The 23,511-nt window shown below is 51.7% G+C and carries 22 protein-coding genes and 1 pseudogene; 13 read left to right on the top strand and 10 right to left on the bottom strand.

Annotated features, from left to right (window positions below; genetic code table 11):
* The first annotated feature begins 1 nt into the window (after position 1).
* From cysE to V2P20_RS06565, 4 genes are all read left to right on the top strand, one after another.
* Complete coding sequence (gene cysE, locus V2P20_RS06580) at positions 2-778, top strand: serine O-acetyltransferase (protein ID WP_331817302.1); 777 nt, start codon at positions 2-4, stop codon at positions 776-778.
* A gap of 267 nt (positions 779-1,045) precedes the next feature.
* Positions 1,046-1,528, top strand: a complete 483-nt coding sequence (locus tag V2P20_RS06575; protein ID WP_331817300.1) for an Rrf2 family transcriptional regulator — start codon at positions 1,046-1,048, stop codon at positions 1,526-1,528.
* A gap of 5 nt (positions 1,529-1,533) precedes the next feature.
* Positions 1,534-2,634: a cysteine desulfurase family protein gene (locus tag V2P20_RS06570; protein ID WP_331817298.1), complete on the top strand. Its 1,101-nt coding sequence runs from the start codon at positions 1,534-1,536 to the stop codon at positions 2,632-2,634.
* A 24-nt stretch (positions 2,635-2,658) separates the two neighbouring features.
* Positions 2,659-2,982, top strand: coding sequence for an iron-sulfur cluster assembly accessory protein (locus V2P20_RS06565; RefSeq protein WP_194971530.1), 324 nt, complete (start codon positions 2,659-2,661; stop codon positions 2,980-2,982).
* Between the two features lie 233 nt (positions 2,983-3,215).
* Here the strand turns inward: V2P20_RS06565 and V2P20_RS06560 are convergent, their stop codons facing one another.
* Both V2P20_RS06560 and V2P20_RS06555 read right to left on the bottom strand, forming a co-directional pair.
* A complete protein-coding gene (locus V2P20_RS06560) occupies positions 3,216-6,293 on the bottom strand; it encodes an efflux RND transporter permease subunit (RefSeq protein ID WP_331817349.1) in 3,078 nt (1,025 codons plus the stop codon).
* 91 nt (positions 6,294-6,384) lie between these two features.
* A complete protein-coding gene (locus tag V2P20_RS06555; RefSeq protein WP_331817294.1) occupies positions 6,385-7,404 on the bottom strand; it encodes a hypothetical protein in 1,020 nt (339 codons plus the stop codon).
* A 144-nt stretch (positions 7,405-7,548) separates the two neighbouring features.
* Between V2P20_RS06555 and gcvH the strand changes: the two genes are divergently transcribed.
* The 4 genes from gcvH to mazG all read left to right on the top strand — a co-directional run bounded on the left by gcvH (position 7,549) and on the right by mazG (position 10,235).
* Entirely contained in the window at positions 7,549-7,932 is a 384-nt protein-coding gene (gene gcvH / locus V2P20_RS06550; protein ID WP_331817292.1) for a glycine cleavage system protein GcvH, read from the top strand.
* A gap of 193 nt (positions 7,933-8,125) precedes the next feature.
* Positions 8,126-8,485, top strand: a complete 360-nt coding sequence (locus tag V2P20_RS06545) for a diacylglycerol kinase (protein WP_331817290.1) — start codon at positions 8,126-8,128, stop codon at positions 8,483-8,485.
* A gap of 10 nt (positions 8,486-8,495) precedes the next feature.
* Positions 8,496-9,428 (top strand): carbohydrate kinase family protein, encoded by a 933-nt coding sequence (locus V2P20_RS06540; protein WP_331817288.1) that lies wholly within the window; start codon positions 8,496-8,498, stop codon positions 9,426-9,428.
* A 9-nt stretch (positions 9,429-9,437) separates the two neighbouring features.
* Positions 9,438-10,235, top strand: coding sequence for a nucleoside triphosphate pyrophosphohydrolase (mazG, locus tag V2P20_RS06535; protein ID WP_331817286.1), 798 nt, complete (start codon positions 9,438-9,440; stop codon positions 10,233-10,235).
* Between the two features lie 12 nt (positions 10,236-10,247).
* Here the strand turns inward: mazG and V2P20_RS06530 are convergent, their stop codons facing one another.
* Both V2P20_RS06530 and V2P20_RS06525 read right to left on the bottom strand, forming a co-directional pair.
* Complete coding sequence (locus V2P20_RS06530) at positions 10,248-10,796, bottom strand: response regulator transcription factor (protein WP_268118199.1); 549 nt, start codon at positions 10,794-10,796, stop codon at positions 10,248-10,250.
* Positions 10,777-12,156, bottom strand: coding sequence for an ATP-binding protein (locus tag V2P20_RS06525; RefSeq protein WP_331817347.1), 1,380 nt, complete (start codon positions 12,154-12,156; stop codon positions 10,777-10,779). The genes V2P20_RS06530 and V2P20_RS06525 overlap by 20 nt, the downstream gene beginning before the upstream one ends.
* Before the next feature lie 828 nt (positions 12,157-12,984).
* Here V2P20_RS06525 and V2P20_RS06520 point away from each other — a divergent pair.
* Complete coding sequence (locus tag V2P20_RS06520) at positions 12,985-14,022, top strand: hypothetical protein (protein ID WP_331817282.1); 1,038 nt, start codon at positions 12,985-12,987, stop codon at positions 14,020-14,022.
* A gap of 485 nt (positions 14,023-14,507) precedes the next feature.
* Entirely contained in the window at positions 14,508-15,005 is a 498-nt protein-coding gene (locus tag V2P20_RS06515; RefSeq protein WP_331817280.1) for a hypothetical protein, read from the top strand.
* A 794-nt stretch (positions 15,006-15,799) separates the two neighbouring features.
* On the opposite strand, the gene ilvC is transcribed toward V2P20_RS06515, so the two are convergent.
* From ilvC to V2P20_RS06500, 3 genes are all read right to left on the bottom strand, one after another.
* Entirely contained in the window at positions 15,800-16,816 is a 1,017-nt protein-coding gene (gene ilvC / locus V2P20_RS06510; RefSeq protein ID WP_194969664.1) for a ketol-acid reductoisomerase, read from the bottom strand.
* Positions 16,817-16,892: 76 nt separating this feature from the next.
* Entirely contained in the window at positions 16,893-17,384 is a 492-nt protein-coding gene (gene ilvN, locus V2P20_RS06505) for an acetolactate synthase small subunit (protein ID WP_194969665.1), read from the bottom strand.
* On the bottom strand, positions 17,384-19,120 hold the full coding sequence (locus V2P20_RS06500) for an acetolactate synthase 3 large subunit (RefSeq protein WP_331817277.1): 1,737 nt from the start codon (positions 19,118-19,120) through the stop codon (positions 17,384-17,386). Before V2P20_RS06500 ends, ilvN begins: the two co-directional genes overlap by 1 nt.
* Positions 19,121-19,573: 453 nt before the next feature.
* On the opposite strand from V2P20_RS06500, the gene V2P20_RS06495 reads away from it, so the two are divergent.
* Together V2P20_RS06495 and V2P20_RS06490 are read left to right on the top strand one after the other, a co-directional pair.
* Positions 19,574-20,833, top strand: coding sequence for a 6-phosphofructokinase (locus V2P20_RS06495; protein ID WP_331817275.1), 1,260 nt, complete (start codon positions 19,574-19,576; stop codon positions 20,831-20,833).
* A gap of 145 nt (positions 20,834-20,978) precedes the next feature.
* Positions 20,979-21,170: pseudogene (locus V2P20_RS06490) on the top strand (sodium/proton-translocating pyrophosphatase); the annotation flags it as partial.
* A gap of 15 nt (positions 21,171-21,185) precedes the next feature.
* Here V2P20_RS06490 and V2P20_RS06485 read toward each other — a convergent pair.
* On the bottom strand, positions 21,186-22,004 hold the full coding sequence (locus V2P20_RS06485) for a DUF2797 domain-containing protein (RefSeq protein ID WP_331817273.1): 819 nt from the start codon (positions 22,002-22,004) through the stop codon (positions 21,186-21,188).
* A gap of 75 nt (positions 22,005-22,079) precedes the next feature.
* On the opposite strand from V2P20_RS06485, the gene ppa reads away from it, so the two are divergent.
* Positions 22,080-22,628 (top strand): inorganic diphosphatase, encoded by a 549-nt coding sequence (gene ppa, locus V2P20_RS06480; RefSeq protein ID WP_194969669.1) that lies wholly within the window; start codon positions 22,080-22,082, stop codon positions 22,626-22,628.
* Between the two features lie 64 nt (positions 22,629-22,692).
* Here ppa and V2P20_RS06475 read toward each other — a convergent pair whose 3' ends face one another.
* Together V2P20_RS06475 and V2P20_RS06470 are read right to left on the bottom strand one after the other, a co-directional pair.
* Positions 22,693-23,142 carry a molybdenum cofactor biosynthesis protein MoaE gene (locus tag V2P20_RS06475; RefSeq protein ID WP_331817270.1) on the bottom strand — a complete coding sequence of 150 codons (450 nt, stop codon included), beginning with the start codon at positions 23,140-23,142 and terminating at the stop codon, positions 22,693-22,695.
* 2 nt (positions 23,143-23,144) lie between these two features.
* Positions 23,145-23,378: a MoaD/ThiS family protein gene (locus tag V2P20_RS06470; protein ID WP_331817345.1), complete on the bottom strand. Its 234-nt coding sequence runs from the start codon at positions 23,376-23,378 to the stop codon at positions 23,145-23,147.
* Between the last annotated feature and the right edge of the window lie 133 nt (positions 23,379-23,511).

The raw sequence follows: 23,511 nt of genomic DNA, 5'->3' as shown, positions 1-23,511 counted from the left end.
TATGTTCAGCAGATTGAAAGAAGACATTCTGTGCGTTTTCGAACGGGATCCGGCGGCGCAATCCGTCTTTGAGGTCATTACGGCTTATCCCGGCATACACGCCATTTTGATTCACCGCCTCAGCCATTATTGCTGGAACGCCGGCTTCAGATGGCTGGCGCGCTTTATTTCCCATATCAGCCGCTGGCTGACAGGCATCGAAATCCATCCCGGCGCCAGAATAGGCCGGCGCTTCTTTATCGATCACGGCATGGGCGTCGTGATAGGCGAGACCGCCGTGATCGGCGATGACTGCACGCTGTATCACGGCGTCACGCTGGGAGGCACGACCTGGCAGAAAGGCAAGCGCCATCCGACGCTGCACAACGGCGTGGTCATAGGCGCCGGCGCAAAGGTTCTAGGACCTATCGAAATAGGGCAAGGCGCCCGCATCGGCTCGAATTCGGTCGTACTGAAATCCGTACCGCCTGGCGTAACGATAGTCGGCATTCCTGGCCATATTGTTGACTCAAAAGCCAAAAAATCAACACCGGGGCGCGATGCGATCGCCAGCAAGATGGGCTTCGATGCCTATGGCGCGACGGCAGACATGCCGGACCCTATCGCTAACGCAATCAACCGCATGCTCGATCATATTCATGTGCTGGACGAGCAGATAGAAACCATGAAAAAAGCGCTGAATGATGCCGGCATCGCCTACTCGCAACCGCCGGTGCCTGATCTGGAAGGCTGCGAAATCGAAGACAGCTATGTAAAAGACAAAAGAGAAGAGATTTAATAAATGATTTATGCCTCCGGATTGACGATATATCCGGAGGCATAAATATATTTATCCTGTCATCAATTCATACAAACCGCCAGCCTTTTCGTTGGACTGACAATCCTTTCTTAAGATAGTCTTAAGTATATGATTATAATAGCTTAATACTTCAATAGCGGTCACGATTTGACCACAAAAATATTAACCTTTTAAAAGTTGACTATTTTGCTGGGTTAAGTATAGTTATAGCAATGAGAACTTATTGTATTTGTAAAGGATGGTCTTATGCGCTTAACCACTAAAGGTCGCTACGCCGTAACTGCTATGCTGGATTTGGCTTTTCACAGCCAAAAAAAGCCGGTTACCCTAACTGAAATTGCTACTCGTCAAACTATTTCCCTGTCTTACCTGGAACAATTATTCGCGCGTCTGCGCCGTGCCGGCATGGTAAAAGGCGTACGCGGGCCGGGCGGCGGCTATAAACTCAGCCGCAAGGCCAGCGAGATTAATATTGCCGATATTATTTCCGCTGTGGACGAACCGCTCGATTCAACCAAATGCGGCGGTGAAGGCAACTGCCAGAATAACCAGGCCTGTTTAACCCATGACCTGTGGATGGGCCTGAGCGAGCAGATTCGCCATTATCTGACAGACATCAGCCTGGGCGTGCTTCTGGAAAGACATCAGATTCAGGAAGTTGCCAGAAGGCAGGAACAGGAGGCTCAGCATGTCATTGTCGTTCATCGTCAAAATGGAGTCAGCGCTTAAATTAAATGATCTACCTCGATCATAACGCGACGACACCGATAGATGAACGGGTGTTGGATGCCATGCTGCCTTTTCTGACCACCTTCTACGGCAATCCTTCCAGCCTGTATCGTCAAGGCCGAGTTGCCCGAAGCGCCATAGAGACGGCCCGTGAGCAGGTTGCTTCACTGGTTGGCGCACAGCCTGCGCAAGTCATTTTTACCAGCGGCGGCACGGAAGCCAACAATCTGGCCCTGGCGGCAGGCGGATCCGAAACCGGACTTGCCATTTCAGCCATCGAGCACCCTTCCATTGCTGAGCCGGCCCAGCGCTTGAAAAGCCAGGGACGAGAACTTGCCATTATCGACGTCGACAGCGACGGGCTGATTACGCAAGAAGCCCTGGATCATGTTATCAGGCGCAAGCCCGGCCTGGCCTCTTTCATGCTGGCAAACAATGAAACCGGCGTTATCCAGGATATTGCCAAATACGCGCGGCAATTAAGGGAGCATCGGGTCCTCGTTCACACGGATGCAGTGCAAGCTTTAGGAAAAATCTCGGTAGACTTCAATGAGCTTGGCGTGCACTTGATGTCTCTGTCCAGCCATAAAATTTACGGACCGAAAGGCTGCGGCGCCCTGGTGTTCGAAAAAGACGTCCCAATCAATCCGCTATTGTTGGGCGGCGGCCAGGAGCAGGACCTGAGAGCCGGAACCGAAAATGTCGCAGCTATCATCGGCTTTGGCAAGGCAGCGGAACTGGCGAGAGTGGAACTTGCCGAACGCAGCCGAAATCTGCTGGCTTTAAGGGAACAGCTCGAAGACGGCTTGATGGCTATCCCCGGCTTAACTATTTTTGCCCGTCAGGCTCAGCGATTGCCCAATACCGTCCAGTTCGGCATCGACGGACTCGACGGCGAATTGCTGCTCATGAAGCTGGACCAGAAAAATGTCGCCGTCTCCAGCGGCTCGGCCTGCGCCAGCGGCGCAAGAGAGCCCAGCGCCGTGCTGACGGCCATGGGCGTTGAGCCCGAACTGGCCAAAAGCGCCATTCGCGTCAGCCTTGGACAAGCCAATACGGCTGATGACGTGAGCAAATTCATTGAATTATTGAAATCCTTGATATAAAGGATAAAGTACCAAGAGGTCATTATGTCTGTTTCATTAACGGAAAACGCAGCGAATCAAATCAAAAAACAACTTGAAAAACGCGGCAAAGGCATCGGCTTAAAGCTCGGCGTCAAAAAATCGGGCTGCTCCGGTTACGCTTACGCGCTTGATTATGCCGACGCTCTGGCTGAAAACGACGTCGTCTTTGAAAACTTCGGCGTTAAAATCATCGTTCAGCAAGCCGACCTGCCTGTGATTGACGGCATCGAGGTCGATTATCGCCGTGAAGGCATCAATGCGGCGTTTCAGTTCAACAATCCCAATGTCAAAGCTACCTGCGGCTGTGGCGAAAGTTTTTCTGTTTGATCAGTCCCTGCGGGGTCGAATTCACTTGTGCCCTTTGCGGGTATTCGACCCGAAACAACTTGCTTCGCATCTAATACTGCAGTTGTAAATTACCGTATTGCCCGCGCCGCCGGTAGTGGCAGGTACGAATCGCTGTCGTAGGGTACGCATTGCGTACCTTTCCAGAATCGCACAAGCCGGCGAGCTTGGAAGAAGGTATGCGGTGCATACCCTACAGAAATGCACAACGTCAGCTAGTTTTTAAATTTCCCGAACCTGAGCAATACGCCGGGCAATAGCAGCAAATTCAACAGCGTGGAAGACGCCAGCCCGCCGATAATAATCGCCGCCATCGGCCCCATGATCTCGCGTCCCGGATTGTCGCTGTTGAAGGCAATCGGGAACATGGCCAAGCCGGTCACCAGCGCCGTCATCAAAATGGACGGCAAGCGCTCCTGGGCGCCCTGCATGACCGTCTCCAGATTCCAGTTTTTCCCCTCGACTTCGACCAGATAGCGGTAGTGCGACAGCAGCATGATGCTGTTGCGCGCGGTGATGCCGAACAGGGTGATGAAACCGACAACCGAGCCGACCGACAGCGTCGCGCCGGTCAATACAACCGCGGCAACGCCGCCGATCAGGGCAAACGGCAGATTGGCCAAGGTCAGCAGGACGTGGCGAAAGCTGCCTATGGCGATATAAATAAAGATCAGCACGCCGGCGCCGGCCAGCACGGCATGCAGAATCAGCTCGTTACGGGCATGGGCCTGCTCGGTTGCCGCACCGGTGAATTCGGGGTAAACATCGACCGAGAACGGAATCTCTTTCAGCACGCGCGCTTTAAGCTCCCGCATGAAGTCATCCAGGTCCCGGTCGATGATATTGCAGGTAACGGTCTGCCGGCGTTGCGCGCCCTGATGCAGGATGTTGTAGCGGCTGGCCGCATGCCTGATCTCTGCGACCTGCGCCAACATGATCAGGCTGCCATCCTGAGTCCTGATCGGCAATTGGGCAATCGATTCGGGCTGCTTTCTTAACTCCGGCGCCAGGGCCACGGCGATATTGAAGATTTTATTGCCCTGGGCGAGCTTGCCGACGACATGCGTTTCATAGGCGGCCTGCAGGGTATTGATGACCTGCGACGGCAATATGCCCCAGAAACCGAGCTGGTCCAGATCCAGATCGATTTGCACCAGCGGCGTGCCGGGCGGCGAGCGCAACTGCACATCGGCGGCGCCGGGAATGCTGCGCATAATCTCGGCCAGCGCCTGGGCCTTGTCGTCAAGAACCGTCAGGTCATTGCCGTAAATATTGACGACGACCGGCGAGGTATAACCGGAAATGGTCTCGTCCACCCGCTCCGTCAAAAAAGTATTGGCTTCGAATAAAATGCCTGGAAAATCACTCAGAATGGTTCTAAGCCTGTCCAGGACCTGCTGTTGTTCCGATCCCGGCATGGGTTTGAGGCGAACCTCGTACTCACTGTAATGGCTGCCGTAGGTGTCGGCGCCGCGTTCGGCCCGCCCGGCCCATTGCGATACCGACTCAACGCCTTCAATCTTCATGAATTGCTCGGTCAGCTTGCTGCCGATTCTCAGCGACTCCTGCAGGGACGTGCCGGGCATGCTGGTCGTATGGACAATATAATGCCCCTCGCGCAATTCGGGCAGGAACTTGCTGTCGAGGGCGAAAAACGCCAGCAGGCCAATGAAGCACACAGTCATGCTGACGGCCATGACTGCCTTGAAATGCCCGATCACAAAATTCAACGCGGCGCCATAGCGCGGCTTGATGCGTCTGATCAGCGGCGGCTCATCATCGCCGGCATGGCGGCCAAGCAGCGCGTAGCACAAGGCCGGCGTCAAGGTCAGCGCCACCAGCAGCGACATCAGAATAGCCAGAATGTAGGAATAACCCAGCGGCGCAAACAAGCGCCCTGCCACGCCGTTCAAGGTCAGCAGCGGCACAAACACCAGCGCCACGATAAAGCTCGCATAAACGACCGAACTGCGCACCTCCAGTGAGGCCTGGTAAACGACATCGGCCACAGGCAGCGGCCGGTCCGACAAGCGGTTCTCGCGCAAGCGTCGGAAAATATTCTCGGTATCGATGATGGCGTCATCGACGACCTCGCCCAAGGCGATCGCCAGGCCGCCGAGCACCATGATATTGAGATTGATCCCGGCTTCCAGCAGGACGATGACGGCGCTGATCAGCGATAACGGAATGGCCAGCGCGGAAATAAACGCCGTGCGGAAATTGAACAGAAACAGGTACAGAATAATGAGCACGAACAAACCGCCGATCAGCAAATGCCCCGACAGATTGGACAGCGACGTTTCGATATAATCGGCAGGCCGGAACAGGTGCGAATGGAACGTAATGGCCTGCTTGCTGAAAATAGGCTCGAACTCTTTCAGCGCCTGCTCCGCCTGCCTGGACACGGACAGGGTATTGGCGCCGTATTGGCCGATCACCATCATGACAATGCCGGACTTGCCCATGATTTGCGCCGCGCCAATGGGCGGCTCCGGCGCGTAGGCGATCCTGGCCACTTCGCCCAGCGCAATATTGCGCCCCTGGTCGCGTTTGACGAGGATTTTGGCGAATTGCTCGGGCGTGACGGGTTGTCCGGTCACCTGTAATGTAAAACGCTGACTGTCGTTTTCGACGAAACCGCCGCCCTGAATGTTGCCCGCTTGTGAAGCCGCCTGAATAATGTCGTCGATCGCCAGATTGAAGCGGTGCAGTTGCACGGGATCGACCTGAATCTGCAATTGCGCGACCTCGCCGCCGAACACATTGACATCGGCAACCCCGGGCACAGACAGGAGACGAGGCACGAGGGTCCAGTCGACCAGGCTGCGCAAGGTCATCAAATCCTTGCTGTCGGAGCTTAAGCCGATCGTCAGCACTGTGGCTGACGACGAAGACAGCGGAATCGCCACGGGCGTGCCTATGCCCTGCGGCAGCCGTCCCGACAAGCTAGCCAGCCTCTCGCCAACCAATTGCCGGTTGCGGTAAATATCGCTGTCTTCATTGAAGATCGCCGTCACAATCGACAGCCCTTGAATCGATTCGGAACGCACCGATTCCATGCCGATCAGGCCGCTGATCGCCATTTCAATCTGCTGCGTCACCAGCACTTCAACCTGCTCGGAAGACAGCCCCGGCGATTCGGTTTGAATGATGACCTGTTTGGGCGAAAAGGCCGGAAAAATATCGAGCCCCGCCGTGGAAAAACGGTAGCCGCCATACAGCAGGATCAAGACGGCAAGGGCGATGACGATGCCGTAGAAGCGGATGGAAAAACGGACGAGAGCGGCCAGCATGATTTTTTTAATATTCCCGATTACACGATTTTCAGTCGGATGGAATGCTTCAGCCGACATGCGGCTAGATGCACAGCATAATTATGACCGGCTAATCATCATCCTCATCGGGAATCTGCCCGCGCATTTCTTCCGACAACAGCATTTGCGCGCCCGTAGTCACCAGTTCCTCGCCGGGGCCGATGCCGCCGCCGATGAAATAACCGTCGGCTGTGGCCGAGAAATGTGTGACAGGACGGCGGCTGAACCGATCCTTGTCGGTCTTGATATAAACAAACGCCTGATCCAGATGCCAGATCAATGCCGATTTGGGAATCATCACGCCGGCCCGGTCTTCATCCTGTTGCGTAATCCAGGCCGCGACGCGCATGCCGGGCCTGATGCGGCCGCTATCGGCCTGAAAGAAGTAGCTTTCGCCCTGAACGGCGCCGTCGATTTGCGGCGCGGCCGATATGAGCGTGGCTTTAACGGCTTTGCTGCGAATGCCTGACGGTTCAATGTAAATTTCCTTAACGTCATCGGTCAAATGGGTATTGGTTGGCAGCGTGATTAAAAGCAGGCTTTGCCGGCCCGATAAAAAAGGCGCCAGCTTGCCCGCATCGGGCGATAAAACCCAATCGGCCAATTCCTTGCCCCAGTTGATCAGGGCTTCATCGTAAATCGCCTTGATGCGGAACTGCGAGGCATCCAACAGGGCCTTGTCGGTTTGCCATTGCGATTGCTGATTTTGCAGGCTGCGTTTCGAGGCGATGTCATTGTTATACAAATCCTGCTGGCGCTTGATGCTCTGCTCGGCCAGCTTGAATTTTGCCGCCGCGCTTTTCTGTTCGGCCAGCGCGACCAGATACTGGCTGCGCAGCGCCAGCAACGGCTGGATGGCGACAGCCTTTCCGTATGCGGCGAATTCGGGCCGGTAATTCGAAGCGGCCAGCGTTACGGACTCCAGGCCGGACAATTTCTGCGCTTCATCGCTGAGAACCACGGCCGACTGCCCTGCTGTAGCCTGTGCGGGCTGAATCCGGTTATCGTCATCGTCGGCAAAGACGGGAAAAACACCGATAGCAAAAAAAACGGCTATTAAATGTGCGTTAAATCGGGCAGGGAAAAGCATGGAATTGATGGGTCTTGTAGAGATTGTCCGAATTATAAGGCCAGCGTATCGGATAAATGAATTTTTTTGTTGTTTTTAAAAAATAGCGCGTTATCCTTGAAATCAACAATACAAGCTACGTAAACACTACTTTGAGAGATGAACATGAGTGATTTGCCGGAAAACCTGAAATATGCCAAAACCCATGAATGGGCGCTGCTGGAAAACGACAATGTAGTGCGTGTCGGCATAACGGATTTTGCCCAGGGAGAATTGGGCGATCTGGTTTATATCGAGTTGCCTGAATTGGGGCGCAAAGTAGCCGCCCAGGAGCAGTGCGCAGTCGTGGAGTCGGTTAAAACCGCATCGGATATATTCAGTCCGGTTGCCGGCGAAATTGTCGCCGTCAATGCCGCCCTGACTGACGAACCTGAACAGGTTAATAACGATGCTTATCAGGCCTGGCTTTTTTGCGTTAAAGCGGATGATCCGTCCGACCTGGATCGATTAATGGATGCCGAGGCTTATCGTCAGTCGATTGAAGAGTAAACCGGCCCGCCAGTTATGCACAAAATCTGTGGATAAGTTTGCGAATAACGCGTTTATATGAACTGCAAGCTTTTGACTTTCCGTGGGTTTTCTTAAATCGTACAGAGTTTGAGCGGTTTATTACGCTGTTTGTAACCAAACTACCCCATAGATTGTGTATCATTGGCGGTTTTTGATCACTTAACGAAACATAATGGCGAATCAAAATGCAAAAGGCCTTCAACGGCTGATAAACGCATGCTTCTTTTCTGCTGCCGGCTTTAAAGCGACCTGGACACATGAAGAAGCCTTCAGGCAGGAAGTGCTCCTGTTTGTCATCACTACACCACTGGCGGTCTGGCTGGGTGAAACCACTGTCGAAAAACTGCTGCTGATCGGCAGTATCGTGCTGGTCATGCTGGTCGAGCTATTGAATTCAGCGGTAGAGGCCGTCGTCGACCGGGTCGGGCTCGAACATCACGAATTATCCGGCAGAGCCAAGGATATTGGTTCTGCAGCGGTTATGCTGTCGCTGGTTTGGGCAGCAGTCACCTGGACTTTAATTTTAATATAAGAGGAACACAATGAGCGCACTGATATGCGGATCAATGGCTTACGATACCATCATGGTTTTTCATGATAAGTTTAAAAACCATATTCTGCCGGAAAAAGTCCATATTCTTAACGTATCGTTTCTGGTTCCCGTGATGCGCCGTGAATTCGGCGGTTGCGCCGGCAACATTGCCTATAATCTGAAACTGCTGGGCGAAGAGCCTTTGGCGATGGCGACGGTCGGCCATGATTTCGAACCGTATGCGCAATGGATGTGCCAGAACAGCCTGTCCAGCGAATTCATCCGGATACTGGATGGCCATTATACCGGCCAGGCCTATATCACGACCGACAAAGACGACAACCAGATCACGGCCTTTCATCCGGGCGCAATGAACTTCTCGCATCTGAACTCCGTGCCTGTGGACCGCGACATCTGCATCGGCATCGTGGCGCCGGACGGCAAGGAAGGCATGCAGATGCACGCCGAGCAATTTGCCGAACTGGACATCCCGTTTATCTTCGATCCGGGCCAGGGCATGCCGATGTTTAACGGCGAGGAATTGACCAGATTTCTGGATCTGGCCACTTGGGTCACACTGAACGATTATGAATCCGAATTGATGCAGCAGCGTACCGGCCTGTCTCTGGAGCAAATTTCCGAACGTGTCGAAGCGCTGATTGTCACCCTGGGCGCCAATGGCTCCAAGATTTATACCGGCGGCGAATGCATTAACATTCCTGCCGCAAAACCCAAAGCCGTGCTTGATCCTACCGGCTGCGGCGATGCCTATCGCGCAGGACTTCTATACGGCTTGATGAACGAGATGGACTGGGAAATGACCGGCCGCATCGCCTCGTTAATGGGCGCGATTAAAATCGAACATCACGGCACCCAGAATCATGCCTTTGACATGGATGTGTTCAGGGAAAAATATCGCGAGAATTTCGGTTCCTCACTTTAATTACGCCTCATGCTGAAAAATACGCAAAACCTGTTGGACATCATGTCCCGCCTGCGCCACCCGGAAAACGGCTGCGAGTGGGACGTCAAACAGGATTTTTACAGTTTGATCCCTTATACGATCGAAGAAGCTTACGAAGTCGCCGATGCGATAGAGCGCAATGATCTGGATGATCTGCGCTCGGAACTGGGCGACCTGCTGCTACAGGTGGTTTTCCATTCCCGCATCGCCGAGGAACGCGGCCTGTTCGATTTCGAGCAGGTCGCGGCGGCGATCTGCGAGAAACTGGTGCGCCGGCATCCCCATGTTTTTTCGGATGCGGTGTTTACCAGCGATGAGGAACGCAAACAGGCCTGGGAGCAGGCAAAAGCCCTGGAACGACAGCAGAAAAACAAGGCCGTGGAACAGGACAGCGTTTTATCGGGCGTAGCCATTAATCTGCCGGCCCTGGTGCAGTGCGAGAAAATCCAGAACCGCGCCGCCAGCCACGGCTTCGACTGGCCCGAGGTGCTGCCGGTTTTCGATAAAGTCATGGAAGAGCTGGATGAAGTCAAGGATGCCTGGCGCTCCGGCGATCAGGCGCATATCCAGGAGGAAGTCGGCGACTTGCTGTTAGTTGCCGTGAATCTGGCGCGGCATTTAAAGGTCAATCCCGAAATCGCGCTCAAGGAGAGCACGAAAAAATTCTCCAGGCGCTTTCAATACATAGAGCAACAGGTGCAGGCGTCGGGCCGCGATCTGCGAGACTGCGAGCTGGCCGAACTGGATGCTTTCTGGAACGAGGCGAAAGCGGCCTTGAAAAAATAACGGCCGATAAGGCTATTCCCGCACCGGCCGCTTTTCCAGTTTCCTTTGCAATGTGCGCCGGTGCATGTGCAGGGCTCTGGCCGCGGCCGATATATTGCCGTCATGCTGCATCAGGACTTTCTGCAGATGTTCCCACTCCAGGCGCTTTACCGACAAAGGCGTTTCGCTGATCGATACCGACGAATCGCCTTCGTTTTTATGCAAGGCGCTCACGATTTCATCGGCATTGGCCGGCTTGGTCAAATAATGGACAGCACCGAGCTTTATGGCCTCAACGGCGGTAGCAATGCTGGCGAAACCGGTCAGCATCACGATCTGCGTATTGTCGTCCAGAGAAATCAGTTTCTTGACCAACTCCAGGCCGGACTCATGGCCGATGCGCAAATCAATCACGGCATATTCCGGCAGATTTTGTTCGGCCAGCATGATGCCGCTTTTTACATCATTGGCCACCAGCACTTCATAATTTCTTTTTTGCAAAGCGCTCTTGAGGACATTGCAAAAAGTCTCGTCATCATCAACGAGCAGCAGGCGCGGTTTATCAATATCCTGGGTTGTCATCGTTTTCCTCTATATTCAAAAGGGGCAGTGTGATTTCTACGCAGGCACCGCCTGATTCGACATTATAAAAATTAATTTTACCGCCTAAGCGATTGATCGTGGAATAAGTCAAAAACAGCCCGACCCCGAGGCCGCGCGTCTTGCTGATGACGGGCTGCTTGCCTGCCAGTTCTATCAATTCCGGCGGCAGACCGGGGCCATAATCGCGAATCCTGATATGGGCATGATGCCTGTCCCAGGCTGCATGAAATTCAACGCCCAGTTCAGCCGGAGACGCCTCGGCCGCGTTGTTCAGGATGTTGATGATCGAATGCGTCAGCGTGCGCTCGGCAATGATTTCAGCGTCCGCAGCCACATGGGGATCAATGAAAAAATTCAATTTCGCACCGGGCTTATGTGTGCGCCATTGGTTGAGCACGTTGTCGAGATAGTCGGTCAGCAGCATAACCCTGCCCGATTCGGCGCGCATCTCGCCGGCCGAGGCCGACATGACCGACAGCGCCTCTTTGCAACGCTCAATCTGTTGCTTCATGATCAGCACTTTCTCGTGCAAATCAGGAAAACGATGGATCGGATACTCCTGTTCCAGTTCGTGAGCGACAATGGCAATCGTGCCCAATGGCGTGCCCATATCATGGGCCGCGCTGGCGGCCAGCGTGCCCAGGGAAACGACGCGCTCGTCCCTTAATGCATTTTCGCGCGCTTCAGCCAGATACCGTTCCTGATTTCTCATTGTTTTAGCCAGTTCGACGACAAAGAACGCAACTAGGCCGGCACTGAATACAAAACCAAACCACATCCCGAACATATGCAGATTGAAGTAATGCCTGTCGCTCATGGCATGCATTTTCTGCAGCGTATCGTAATGCGCCATCTCCGGAGGCATCAGGTCCGGATTGGGCATGTGCGGCTCTATCGAAGGCAAGGGAATATTGTAGCCAATCAAGATCGTGTACATGGAAGTGGTTAAAATCACCATATACCAGGCATAGGATTGCGGCAGCATAATCGCGGTAATAATCAGCGGCAGCAGGAACATCCAGATGATCGGATTAGATGCGCCGCCGGTCAGGTACAGCAGTGATGCGATCCCGAAGACATCGATAGCCAGCTGTGAGAAAATTTCCAGTTCTGTAACCGGGTCATCCGTCTTCAAGCGCATCCAGGTATAGAGATTGACGGCCGCGATCGAGAGTATCACCAGCCATAACTGCTCCTGCGGCAGGCGGATATTAAGTCCGTAGATGGATAAAAAAACAAGCCCACCCTCACTGATGATCATCAGATTCCTGAGAATGAAGATCCACTTCAGGTTTTGTCGGGCAGAAATTTCCGATTTGGGCGAAACGTGCGAGAGCATTGACATTAAAAATGTGCGCTAGGTAATTATATTTTGGTTGGTAAATTTACCGGTCTTACGTCTTAAAATCCACCTCTAATTCATCTGCGACAATATGTCACATTTTTATTTGCCATATCCGCTGCTATTATTAACCTAACTTTTAAGGCTCCGTTAGAGCCTGATAGCTGAAAGTTGCGTTATATCTTCCTAATGTATTTTTTCTGAGGCGGTTTTTTTAACCGCCTTTTTTTTGCCTGCTGTAAACTCGCTTGTTTGAAGACTGACCTTCTTTAATTAAAGTTTCCTCAAAAAGTTGTTGGGAGCTCGTCCTTTAATAGTTAAAAATCCCAAGCGCATAGGATAAGGTGATACATGAACCGCATCCTACGCGCTAAAACACGGGTTGGTTGAACAGATGACCGATTAGCCTTATTCAACTTTTCACCGTTATGTAGAGCGTGGGCTTTACCCATCAAATTGGGCAACTCAGCCAAGCATTAACAATGCCGTTGGGGGACATAGTTGATAGTCATGCGGCGCAATACGCTAGCGCTATTGCGCCTTACGGATTACGCCTTATCGAGTTGCATGCACCGTTCTTAGGGGAGGACGAGGCAGTAATGCTTTGTCCTTACCCGATTAACAACTTGAAACCTGTGCTTAAAGCTAGTCTAACTGCTATAGTTGGCTCTTATCCTACTCGATCAAACCATCGTGCGCGTCGATCAAGTAAAGTATGACCATTTTGTCGAGGCGCTTGATCAGCCCCGATGCTTGATGGCTACCGCAAAACCTTGGCGAGATTGATTAATGCTTTTCGCAGAACTACCTAGTGTTGAGGACAGAATGGGGATACAAAATAAGCATGGACTAAGTCGCAATATCCCGGCAGATGTTAAAAGAGAGGTTCGTTCCCGATGCAAGTTTGGCTGTGTCATGTGCCGCAGCGGTTTTTATCAATATGAGCATATAGATCCATATGTTTCCGTATCAACGCATAATCCTGATCGCATCTGTTGTCTTTGTGCTGCTTGTCACGATCGAGTGACTCGAGGACAACTTTCTAAAGCTGCTGTCGAAGCCGCGTATAAAAAAATATGGGCATCGGCGCCTGACGCGGTAGCTGCGCCACGTGGGCCATTAGATTTCCATACTAGTAATGCACATTTAGTTATAGGAGGGCTGCGATACAGTCCTCTGATAAAACCATTGCTGCGCTATCATGGAAGCGATTTATTTCGTGTTGAGCCTGGTGAGAATGGTTTGCCAGGAACTATTTCTGCAGTATTTTTCGATGACTCAGGTCAACCAGTTTTTCAATTAAGCGAAAACGAATGGATCGGCGAGCCAAGAAACTGGGATATTGAAGTAACCGGCCCTAGGTTGCGCGTCCGCAATCCTAAAGGTCGAGTAGTGCTCTCTCTTCGTCTAGAGCCGCCCGGTACTGTTGTTATTGAATGTTTAGACATGCGATGCAATGATGCCCATATACTTATCAGTGAAAAAAGTTACGCAATTGGACGATATATTGAGAACGCTGAAATTGCTTGGGCTTATGCTGAACTGACAGTAACCCGCGCTGTACCGGAAGCAGTGGGTATTGAGTTTGCGATGCCGGCCGAATTACAAGAGCGGGCTAGGAGGCTCGAAGGAGTCGGGCAATCATTGAGAACTCCTGATGGCAATTTCATTATTGGCTCACCATTAGGCTTAGTTTGCTTACCGCTTGGTATATCCATAGGGTATGGCTCCAGCTTCTGGTCTCATGGTTGTGCAATCGCAATCTTGCCGATTTCAAAAGCTCGGAGACTAGTTCAATCTGACCCAATCGGTTTAGCAGCTGCGTTCAAGTCAGGCTCATCTTCCAATGGCAGAGGCAGATGATTGATAGAGGATTTATTGCCCACCACTGTGCTGAATATGAGCTTTTTGGGCCTGAAGTCCAACGGGACAAAAACGTACGCTAAGCCAAAATATTGGCTCATGTCACCAAAAATGATGTTAAATCTGTCTCTTAAATCGATTAATAGACAGCGCGTAGGATGCGGTGAGGTACGAACCGCATCGATCTGGAGTGCGACCAATCTTTAACATGCCTTACCGAGTTGGCGTCAGGAATGTCTGGGTAAGAGAAAACATGAGCACCAGCGCCTTAAGGAGGCAAAGAGCGAAATCATCGCTCGCGGTCGCCTAGCGATGATAACTTCATTGCAAGTTTATCAGTCAATGATTAAGCTGTAGCGACAAAGTCCCTCGGTAATTAGTCCGTCAGTTCCCCTCGGTAATCACACTCTTACAAATTAGGGCTGAACCTCAACTAGACAATATCAGATTTGATCTGCTTTTTTAAAACCGTTCGCGTCGGACCTATGGAAAATAATTTGCACTTTCTGAATAAATTTATGTTCGCTCTGGCCTATCTGGGTATTGCTGGTCTCGTCTTTTTAGATACTGTCATTTTTTTATTCATTATATTTACGCTGAGTGCAGGAGTTGATCTTCTTAATGTTCTCTATCTTTCAGCGCTAGGCGCTATCTGGAGTGTCATTCTGCTTGTGATTTTTGCCCTCACAGGATCTAAAAGCTTCGTGAATAAATTTGTGTTCGCTCTAGCCTATCTGGGTCTTGCTTGCCTCGTTTTTTTAGATACTGTCATTTTTTTATTTATTATATCTATGCTGAAAAGCGCAAGCGTTGATCTTTTTTATGTTCTCCTTCTTTCAGCACTAGGCACTTTCTGGAGTATCATTCTGCTTGGGATTTTTGCTTTCAAGGGATTTAAAAGCTTTGAAAGATATTTGTTGGCGGTCTGTACAGTGCTGCCAGTAACTACTTTGGTATACCTGATATGGTTTTGGGGTCGGTAACCAAAACATGTAACAAATGTAACTTGAGGCACATTTGCAGAAGCGGCGGAAGACTGACACAGGCATTTATCCTAATGTTGGTCCCAATATGCTAGGTTGTGTTGACATTTACCACGAGTTTCAGAGAAATTGCGCCATTTTTTGAGCAATGGCGAATCGACTGGTACTCAGTGATGACGAATGGCGTTATATTTTCCCCATTCTGGCGAAGCATCAGCATGTTTATGTGGGATCAGAACAAGCCCTTCGCAGCTTCATGACCTCGGCGCGCAGGATGCAATAATCGAGGAGTCCATATATGCGGTGAGGTACGAACCGCATCGATCGCGTTATGAAAGCTGGGGTGCGGCCAATCTTTAACCTACCTTAGTCGGCGGCAGTGAATTGCCACCACAACTACGTCAGCCGTGAACGTCATCATGGCAAAGACGTATTGGTAACCCGCAAGGACACCAAATCGTTTATCGTCCTCTGACTGGGCAACGAGGAAAGTTTTTGCAGTTGCAGCCGCGGCACCGTGTAAATCATGTCAACAACGACGGCGAAAAAGCAAGTGTCGCTTTAAGAGCATATCGCCGCACCCAAGGGCGTGGAATGCCGCAAAGATCAGCCGGTGATCGATGCAAACCCGGACGACTACAAACCCATCAAGCAGGTCATGCAGACGCAAAGCGATCTGCTGAAAAGCAGGTGATTTGCGCCAAAGGCTAACAATATCTTTTATACAACCCAAACCTGAAAGCAAAAAAAGCCCGTATAAAACGGGCTTTTTAAAACAGTTAAACTGAATTTGATCAGTTTTTGGTTTTATCAACGATCTGGTTGGCTTTGATCCAAGGCATCATGCTGCGCAGTTTGGCGCCGACAACTTCGATCGGATGCTCTGCATTCAGGCGGCGTTTGGCTGTCATTTCGGGATAGCCGGTCATGCCTTCCAGGATGAATTTCTTGGCGTATTCGCCGTTTCTGATGTTTTTCAGGGCTTCGCGCATCGCCCAGCGGCTTTCTTCGTTGATGACTTGCGGGCCTGTCACATACTCGCCATACTCGGCATTGTTGGAGATCGAGTAGTTCATGTTGGCAATGCCGCCTTCGTACATCAGGTCGACGATCAGCTTCAATTCGTGCAGACACTCAAAGTAAGCCATTTCAGGCGCGTAGCCGGCTTCAACCAGCGTTTCAAAACCGGCTTTGACCAGTTCAACGGCGCCGCCGCACAATACTGCCTGTTCGCCGAACAGGTCGGTTTCGGTTTCGTCGCGGAAGGTCGTTTCGATGATGCCTGAACGGCCGCCGCCGATGGCCGATGCGTATGACAGACAGATGTCTTTGGCTTTGCCTGACGCGTTCTGATGCACAGCGATCAGGTCAGGGATGCCGCCGCCGCGGACAAATTCCGAACGCACGGTATGGCCCGGCGCTTTAGGCGCGATCATGATCACGTCCAGATCGGCGCGTGGCGCAATCTGGTTGTAAAGAATCGCAAAGCCGTGTGCGAATGCCAATGCTGCGCCCTGTTTGATGTTCGGCTCAATTTCGGCTTTATACAGTTGAGACTGGAACTCGTCAGGCGTCAGGATCATGACCACGTCAGCGCCGGCAACGGCTTCAGGCACGTCTTTAACGGTCAAACCGGCATTCTGCGCTTTCGCAACCGAGGCAGAGCCTGCACGCAAGCCTACGACAACTTCAACGCCGGAATCTTTTAAGTTGTTGGCATGGGCATGACCTTGTGAACCGTAACCGATGATGGCTACTTTTTTACTTCTGATGATTGAAAGATCAGCATCTTTGTCGTAATAAACTTGCATAAGTTTTCCTATGTTTTAAGTTTTTAAAATTTCAAACCAGAACCGGCTGACCGGATTCTGAATAACCAAAGCAGAACTACAGGTGCAGTCCTTTCTCGCCGCGCGAAATGCCGGTCGGACCAGAGCGCACGACTTCAATAATATTGCCTGAGTCAATCGCCGCAATGAATGCATCCAGTTTATCCGACGTACCGGTCATTTCAACCACATAGGATGTCGGCGTCACATCGATGATGCGGCCGCGGAAGATATCGGTCAGGTTTATGATTTCTCCGCGTGTCTGATCCGTGGTTTTGACTTTCACCATCATCAGTTCGCGTTCAATGTGCGAGGACTCAGCCAGATCGATCAGCTTGACCACATCGATCAGCTTGTTGAGCTGCTTGGTGATCTGCTCGATGATGTCATCACTGCCGCGCGTGACCAATGTCATTCTGGACAGGCTGGGTTCTTCCGTCGGCGCTACGGTCAGCGACTCAATGTTATAGCCGCGCGCTGAAAACAGGCCGGCAACGCGCGATAATGCGCCAGCCTCGTTTTCCATCAGTATCGAAATAATATGTCTCATTATGCCAGTTCCCTGTCGGTCGGTGTTCCCGGTGCTACTCTCAGTTTCATGTCATGATGGCCTTTGCCGGCTTCGATCATCGGATAAACGTTCTCGGTCCGGTCGGTTATGATGTCCAGAAACACCGTGCGGTCTTTCATGGCAAAGGCCTCTTCCAGCGCCGGCCGCACTTCTTCCGGTTTGTCGATGCGCATGCCGACATGACCATAGGCATCGGCCAGTTTCACGAAATCGGGAATCGTGTCCATATAGGAATGTGAATAGCGGCTTTCATACGTGAACTCCTGCCATTGACGCACCATGCCCATGTAGCGGTTGTTCAGGTTGACGATTTTGACCGGCGTATTGTACTGCAGCGCCGTCGATAATTCCTGGATGCACATCTGGATGCTGGCTTCGCCCGTAACGCAGGCCACATCGGCTTCGGGAAAGGCCAGTTTGACGCCGATCGCGGCCGGCAAGCCGAATCCCATCGTGCCCAGACCGCCGGAGTTGATCCAGCGGCGCGGCTTGTCGAAATGATAATACTGAGCCGCATACATCTGGTGCTGCCCTACATCCGAGGTGATGTATGCATCGCCTTTGGTCACTTCATAAAGCTGCTCGATCACATACTGGGGCTTGATGATGGCGCTGTCTCTATCGTATTCCAGGCACTTGACGGCTCGCCATTTCTCGATCTGATTCCACCAGCTTTCCAGTTTCTTCTTGTCCGGCTTCTTGTCGCTTTCCTTGATCATTTCCAGCATTTGTTCCAGCACCGGCTTCACATCGCCGACGATGGGCACATCGACTTTAACGGTCTTGGAAATAGACGCCGGGTCGATATCGATATGGATAATCTTGGCGTACGGGCAGAACTGATCAAGCTTGCCGGTGACACGGTCATCGAAGCGCGCGCCGATTGCAATGATCACATCGCTCTCGTGCATGGCCATATTGGCCTCATAGGTGCCATGCATGCCCAGCATGCCGACGAACTGCTTGTCTGTCGCGGGAAACGCGCCCAGCCCCATCAAGGTATTAGTGACCGGATAGCCCAGTAGGTGGGCTAGTTTCGTCAGTTCCTTGCTGGCCTCGCCCAGCACGACGCCGCCGCCTGAATAAATCATCGGTTTTTCAGCGTCCAGCAACAGATCAACAGCTTTTTTGATCTGGCCTTTGTGCCCGGCCACAGCCGGATTGTAGGAACGCATCGTGACTTTTTTGGGATATTTGTAAGGAACCTTGATTTTGGGATCGGTGATATCCTTGGGTATATCGATGACGACCGGCCCAGGGCGTCCTGTGGTCGCTACGTAAAACGCCTTTTTGATTGTTTCGGCCAGCTTGTTCACGTCCTTGACCAGGAAATTATGCTTCACGCAAGGCCGGGTAATGCCGACCATGTCGACTTCCTGGAAGGCGTCGCTGCCAATCACCGGCGATGATACCTGACCGGAAATGACGACCAGCGGAATCGAATCCAAATAAGCGGTGGCAATACCGGTTACGGCGTTGGTCGCGCCCGGTCCGGAAGTCACCAGCACCACGCCGGGCTTCCCGGTTGCACGGGCATAGCCGTCGGCAGCATGGGTTGCCGCCTGTTCATGCCGGACCAGAATGTGTTTGACGTCGTCCTGCTGGAAAATGGCATCATATAAATGCAATACCGCTCCGCCAGGATAGCCAAAAATATATTCCACGCCTTCGTCTTTGAGACTCTGAATTACGATTTGTGCGCCATTTAGCTCCACGCTAATTTCCTCAATAAACTTAATAGGACTTTCGATTCAAGCCGATTATATTCGTTTTTCAAAATTCAGGCCCGATGTCGCCGGTATTATTTTGAAAAAAGTTGCATAAACTACTGATATTGTCTTATTCCGTCAAGATAATCTGGACTATTTTACTCGGTTCTTAATCAAATTGTAATTTTGACCTGATGTTAAATTACGGATCGTTTTTTTATGCCGTTTAACATCCGACACTATAACTCTTTGACCGCCTCAGCTAAAGTGCGTATAGATGCGTATATGCTTGTGTTTAATAAACGCCTGCGGTCGAATATCCTATAGGGCGCAGGAAAATTCGACTCTATAATTGCGCAATATCAATTTTGATATTGACTGTACGGTTTAATGCTTGTCTAGCCTATGACAATCCATTATTGTTCTAAAAATCACGCACTCACATAAGGAATCGATAAAATGTCAATAAAAAATGCTTTCTATGCCCAGTCAGGGGGAGTTACGTCTGTCATTAACGCCAGCGCATGCGGAGTTATAGAAACCGCTCGGCAGCATCCCGACAAGATAGGCACGGTCTATGCCGGCTACAATGGCATTATCGGCGCTTTAAAGGAAGAGTTGATCGATACCAGCCTTGAATCGGACGCCGCCATTGCCGCGTTAAGACACACGCCGGCCGGCGGCTTCGGTTCCTGCCGCTACAAACTGAAGAGCCTGGAACAAAACAAGGCCGAGTACGAGCGCCTGATCGAAGTCTTTAAAGCGCACAATATCGGTTACTTCTTCTATAACGGAGGCGGCGATTCTCAGGATACCGCCTATAAAGTTTCTCAGTTGGGCGACCAGCTGGGTTACCCGATCACTTGTGTCGGCGTGCCCAAAACCGTGGACAATGACTTGCCCATTACTGATACCTGTCCGGGTTTCGGCTCTGTCGCCAAGTACATCGCCGTTTCAATGCGCGAAGCCAGCTTCGACGTGGCCTCCATGTGCTCCACGTCTACGAAGGTTTTCGTCCTGGAAGTCATGGGGCGCCATGCCGGCTGGATCGCCGCGGCAGGCGGATTGGCGGCCGATGCCGACAACGACATCCCGCTGGTTATCCTGTTTCCCGAAGTGAAGTTTGATCAGGCCAAGTTTCTGGCCAAGGTTGATGAAAAAGTCAAAGCGCATGGCTACTGTTCTGTCGTTGTCTCGGAAGGCGTGAAAGGCGCCGACGGCAAGTTTCTGGCCGAGGCCGGCGGCACCGACGCGTTCGGCCATGCCCAATTGGGAGGCGCGGCGCCGGTAGTCGCCAATATTGTCAAAGAGGCATTGGGCTATAAGTATCACTGGGCGGTTGCCGATTATTTGCAAAGAGCCGCTCGCCATATCGCTTCGAAAACCGATGTGGATCAAGCTTATGCCATGGGCAAAGCCGCAGTGGAACTGGCTATCTCAGGCAAGTCGGCGGTCATGCCCACTATCGTCAGGACATCGGACTCGCCTTACCAATGGCACGTAGGCCATGCCGAGCTCAAGGATGTCGCCAACGTTGAAAAAATGATGCCGGCCGAGTTTATTTCGGACGACGGCTTCGGCATTACCGAAGCGTGCCGCCGTTATCTGCAGCCATTGATCATGGGCGAAGATTATCCGCCTTATAAAAACGGCCTGCCGGATTATGTGACCATGAAAAAACAGATGATCGCTAAAAAGCTGGCTGACTTTTCCATCTAGCTTGTCCTGGCCTTTCTTGAAGGGCAAGGAAGCAAGTACATACCGATAACCACGGAAACCGGGCTTTCCGTGGTTATTTGGTAAGGACAGACTCTGCTGAACACTATTCCGCTTAACCTGTCGCTCGCACAATGGTGCGTTCTCTCTGCCCTGCTCGCGTCTCTCGGCGCTATTTCATACGGCCTGCAGTTTCGCCCTGGGTGCATCGTGCTCAGCACTGGCTGGTTTTACGGGTATAAATATTTCGGTTCGCGCCAATGCCTGCACGGCTCAAGCCGCCCGTACGGGCATGTCCCATGCATTTCTGATCGCCATCCGGGGCGACTCCATTACCGGCTTAAAGCCGATGGGCTTATTCTGCAGTAAACTCGACCTCGTAACCGGAAAATTTCCGAATATTAATGACGCCTGTGTCCAGTATCAGATACTGGCCTTTAATGCCATGCAGAACGCCTGCAACTTCGGATTGCGAATCAAGATTGAAGGATTTGACCTTTACCGGATAATTGTCGACCGGATAATGAATATCGACCGCTTGCTCATGCGCCAGAAATTCAATCGCCTGTGAGCCGAAGCGCTCGCTTATATCCGCCAGTTCCGTTTTACACACGCCGATCAGTTCATCGCGTTTGGCGGCCAGATCAACCGGCTCGGCATGATTTTTCAACATCTGCTGCCAGCTGGTCTTGTCGCTGACATGCCTGGCGATGGCTACCTCAACCAGGCCGGAAATATAGCGCGACTGCGCTTTAAGAATCGGCAAGGCCTGTACGGCGCCCTGATCGATCCAGCGCGTCGGGATCTGACTCTGACGCGTAATGCCCACTTTGATGCCGGAGGAGTTGGCCAGGTAAACGATATGCGGCTGAAAACAAAATTCGGCCGCCCATGCCGGCTCCCTGCAGGTGCCTGCCTCGAAATGGCAGGTTTCCGGCTTCACAATACACATATCGCATTGCGCCAGCGTAGAAAAACAGGGATAACAATAACCTTGGCTGAAACTTTTCTTGGTCTGCCTGCCGCAATGCACGCAAAAAATCCTGCCGGTATAGGTAAGTTTGATCGGCTTGCCGATCAGCGGATTTAATGGAATCAGCCGATCCGTTAACGGCAATTCATACCGAACCGGATTGTCCAGTTGGGTATGCATTTTTCTTAATTGTCCCTGCATGCAGGTATTCCTCTAAAAAAGCTGGTAACAACTGATATAATGTCATGATTTGATAATCTACTAAAGAGGACAAGCATGTCACTAATGAGCGTTTCGTCTGGAAAAGATCTTCCGAACGATATTAATGTTGTCATTGAAATACCTGCCTATAGCGACCCGGTCAAGTATGAAGTCGATAAAGAGACCGGCGCACTGATGGTTGACCGCTTCATGGGCACATCGATGCAGTACCCGACCAACTACGGTTATGTGCCGCATAGCCTTTCAGATGACGGTGACCCGGTTGATGTTCTGGTGATTACGCCTGCGCCGCTGTTGAGCGGTTGCGTGGTGCGCTGCCGTCCTATCGGCGTCCTGAAAATGACTGATGAAGCCGGAGCGGACGCCAAGGTACTGGCCGTGCCGGTGGAAAAGCTGACGCCGTACTATAACCGTGTGAAGACTTACGAAGACATTCCCGAAAGTAAATTAGCCAAAATCGCGCATTTCTTTGAGCACTACAAAGATCTGGAATCGGGCAAATGGGTCAAAGTTGAAGGCTGGTTTGGCCTGGAAGAAGCTCGGGAAGAAATCATGTCAAGCATAGAGCGTTATAAAGCGGCCAAGAAGAAACCGCACTTCTAAACGTTGTTATCAGCTATGCAGAGGGGGCGGTCGGCAGCGCCCCCACAAACTATTCAGTCACCTTTCAGCGCTTATAGCCGTCGGTATTCTTCTCGACCCAGCGCTGATCCTCCGTCTTTAAAACTTCCTTTTTCCAGAAAGGCGCTTTCGACTTTAGCGCTTCCATAATATACCGGCTCGCATCAAACGCGTCGCCGCGGTGTGATGTCCAGACCGCTACCAGCACGATGGGCTCATTAGGCAGAATATCCCCCACGCGATGCACAACCAGCGCATCGATAATCGGCCACTGCTGCTGCGCTTCGGCAACGATTTTTTCGAGCTGCTTTTCGGTCATGCCCGGATAATGCTCGAGATTCATGGCTTTGACATCGTCGCCTTCATTGAAATCGCGCATTGTGCCGATAAAGAGGCTGGTCGCGCCGAATTTGCCGGCCATATGCCGCGCCGCGTTTTGATAGGCCTGAACTTCATGCCAGGGATCAAAACCTTCCGCACAAATTTTTACTGTCATTATCAGCCTCCGGTTACCGGCGGAAAAAAAGCCACTTCGTCGCCGTCTTTGACAATACTGTTCCAGTCCACATATTCCATATTGACAGCCGCCAGCAGATTATCCGGCAGCGGCTTGCCGTCGTTGGCGCGGCGCCATACATCGCTGACAGTGGCAATGCCCTCAAACTCAAGATCGTATTCCGAGCGCCCCAGGCTTTCTTTCAAACTGGCGAAATAACGCACTTTAATTGACATAGTCATTCACGCGGCCATAAAAAAAATAGATAATAATACTTTGAACCTCGCCTCTGCAAAACGGCTCAGATAATGACAAGCATGGTTACATATATCTCGCCTTCCTGCACTTTCATAACACGACTTAGCAGTT

The organism is Methylobacter sp. Wu1, assembly GCF_036553575.1.
Lineage (GTDB): Bacteria > Pseudomonadota > Gammaproteobacteria > Methylococcales > Methylomonadaceae > Methylobacter.
Note: the sequence above shows the minus strand (reverse complement) of the source record. Positions and strands in the feature narration are given on the sequence as shown.

Coding starts and splice junctions, on each gene's coding strand:
- V2P20_RS06555 (WP_331817294.1), bottom strand. CDS start 7,404: ATGCTTTTCCCTGCCCGATTTAACGCACATTTAATAGCCGTTTTTTTT.
- V2P20_RS06575 (WP_331817300.1), top strand. CDS start 1,046: ATGCGCTTAACCACTAAAGGTCGCTACGCCGTAACTGCTATGCTGGAT.
- V2P20_RS06495 (WP_331817275.1), top strand. CDS start 19,574: ATGTCAATAAAAAATGCTTTCTATGCCCAGTCAGGGGGAGTTACGTCT.
- V2P20_RS06470 (WP_331817345.1), bottom strand. CDS start 23,378: ATGTCAATTAAAGTGCGTTATTTCGCCAGTTTGAAAGAAAGCCTGGGG.
- ppa (WP_194969669.1), top strand. CDS start 22,080: ATGTCACTAATGAGCGTTTCGTCTGGAAAAGATCTTCCGAACGATATT.
- V2P20_RS06485 (WP_331817273.1), bottom strand. CDS start 22,004: ATGCAGGGACAATTAAGAAAAATGCATACCCAACTGGACAATCCGGTT.
- V2P20_RS06475 (WP_331817270.1), bottom strand. CDS start 23,142: ATGACAGTAAAAATTTGTGCGGAAGGTTTTGATCCCTGGCATGAAGTT.
- V2P20_RS06515 (WP_331817280.1), top strand. CDS start 14,508: ATGGAAAATAATTTGCACTTTCTGAATAAATTTATGTTCGCTCTGGCC.
- gcvH (WP_331817292.1), top strand. CDS start 7,549: ATGAGTGATTTGCCGGAAAACCTGAAATATGCCAAAACCCATGAATGG.
- V2P20_RS06520 (WP_331817282.1), top strand. CDS start 12,985: ATGGGGATACAAAATAAGCATGGACTAAGTCGCAATATCCCGGCAGAT.
- cysE (WP_331817302.1), top strand. CDS start 2: ATGTTCAGCAGATTGAAAGAAGACATTCTGTGCGTTTTCGAACGGGAT.
- V2P20_RS06530 (WP_268118199.1), bottom strand. CDS start 10,796: ATGACAACCCAGGATATTGATAAACCGCGCCTGCTGCTCGTTGATGAT.
- V2P20_RS06570 (WP_331817298.1), top strand. CDS start 1,534: ATGATCTACCTCGATCATAACGCGACGACACCGATAGATGAACGGGTG.
- ilvN (WP_194969665.1), bottom strand. CDS start 17,384: ATGAGACATATTATTTCGATACTGATGGAAAACGAGGCTGGCGCATTA.
- mazG (WP_331817286.1), top strand. CDS start 9,438: ATGCTGAAAAATACGCAAAACCTGTTGGACATCATGTCCCGCCTGCGC.
- ilvC (WP_194969664.1), bottom strand. CDS start 16,816: ATGCAAGTTTATTACGACAAAGATGCTGATCTTTCAATCATCAGAAGT.
- V2P20_RS06560 (WP_331817349.1), bottom strand. CDS start 6,293: ATGCTGGCCGCTCTCGTCCGTTTTTCCATCCGCTTCTACGGCATCGTC.
- V2P20_RS06540 (WP_331817288.1), top strand. CDS start 8,496: ATGAGCGCACTGATATGCGGATCAATGGCTTACGATACCATCATGGTT.
- V2P20_RS06545 (WP_331817290.1), top strand. CDS start 8,126: ATGGCGAATCAAAATGCAAAAGGCCTTCAACGGCTGATAAACGCATGC.
- V2P20_RS06525 (WP_331817347.1), bottom strand. CDS start 12,156: ATGCTCTCGCACGTTTCGCCCAAATCGGAAATTTCTGCCCGACAAAAC.
- V2P20_RS06565 (WP_194971530.1), top strand. CDS start 2,659: ATGTCTGTTTCATTAACGGAAAACGCAGCGAATCAAATCAAAAAACAA.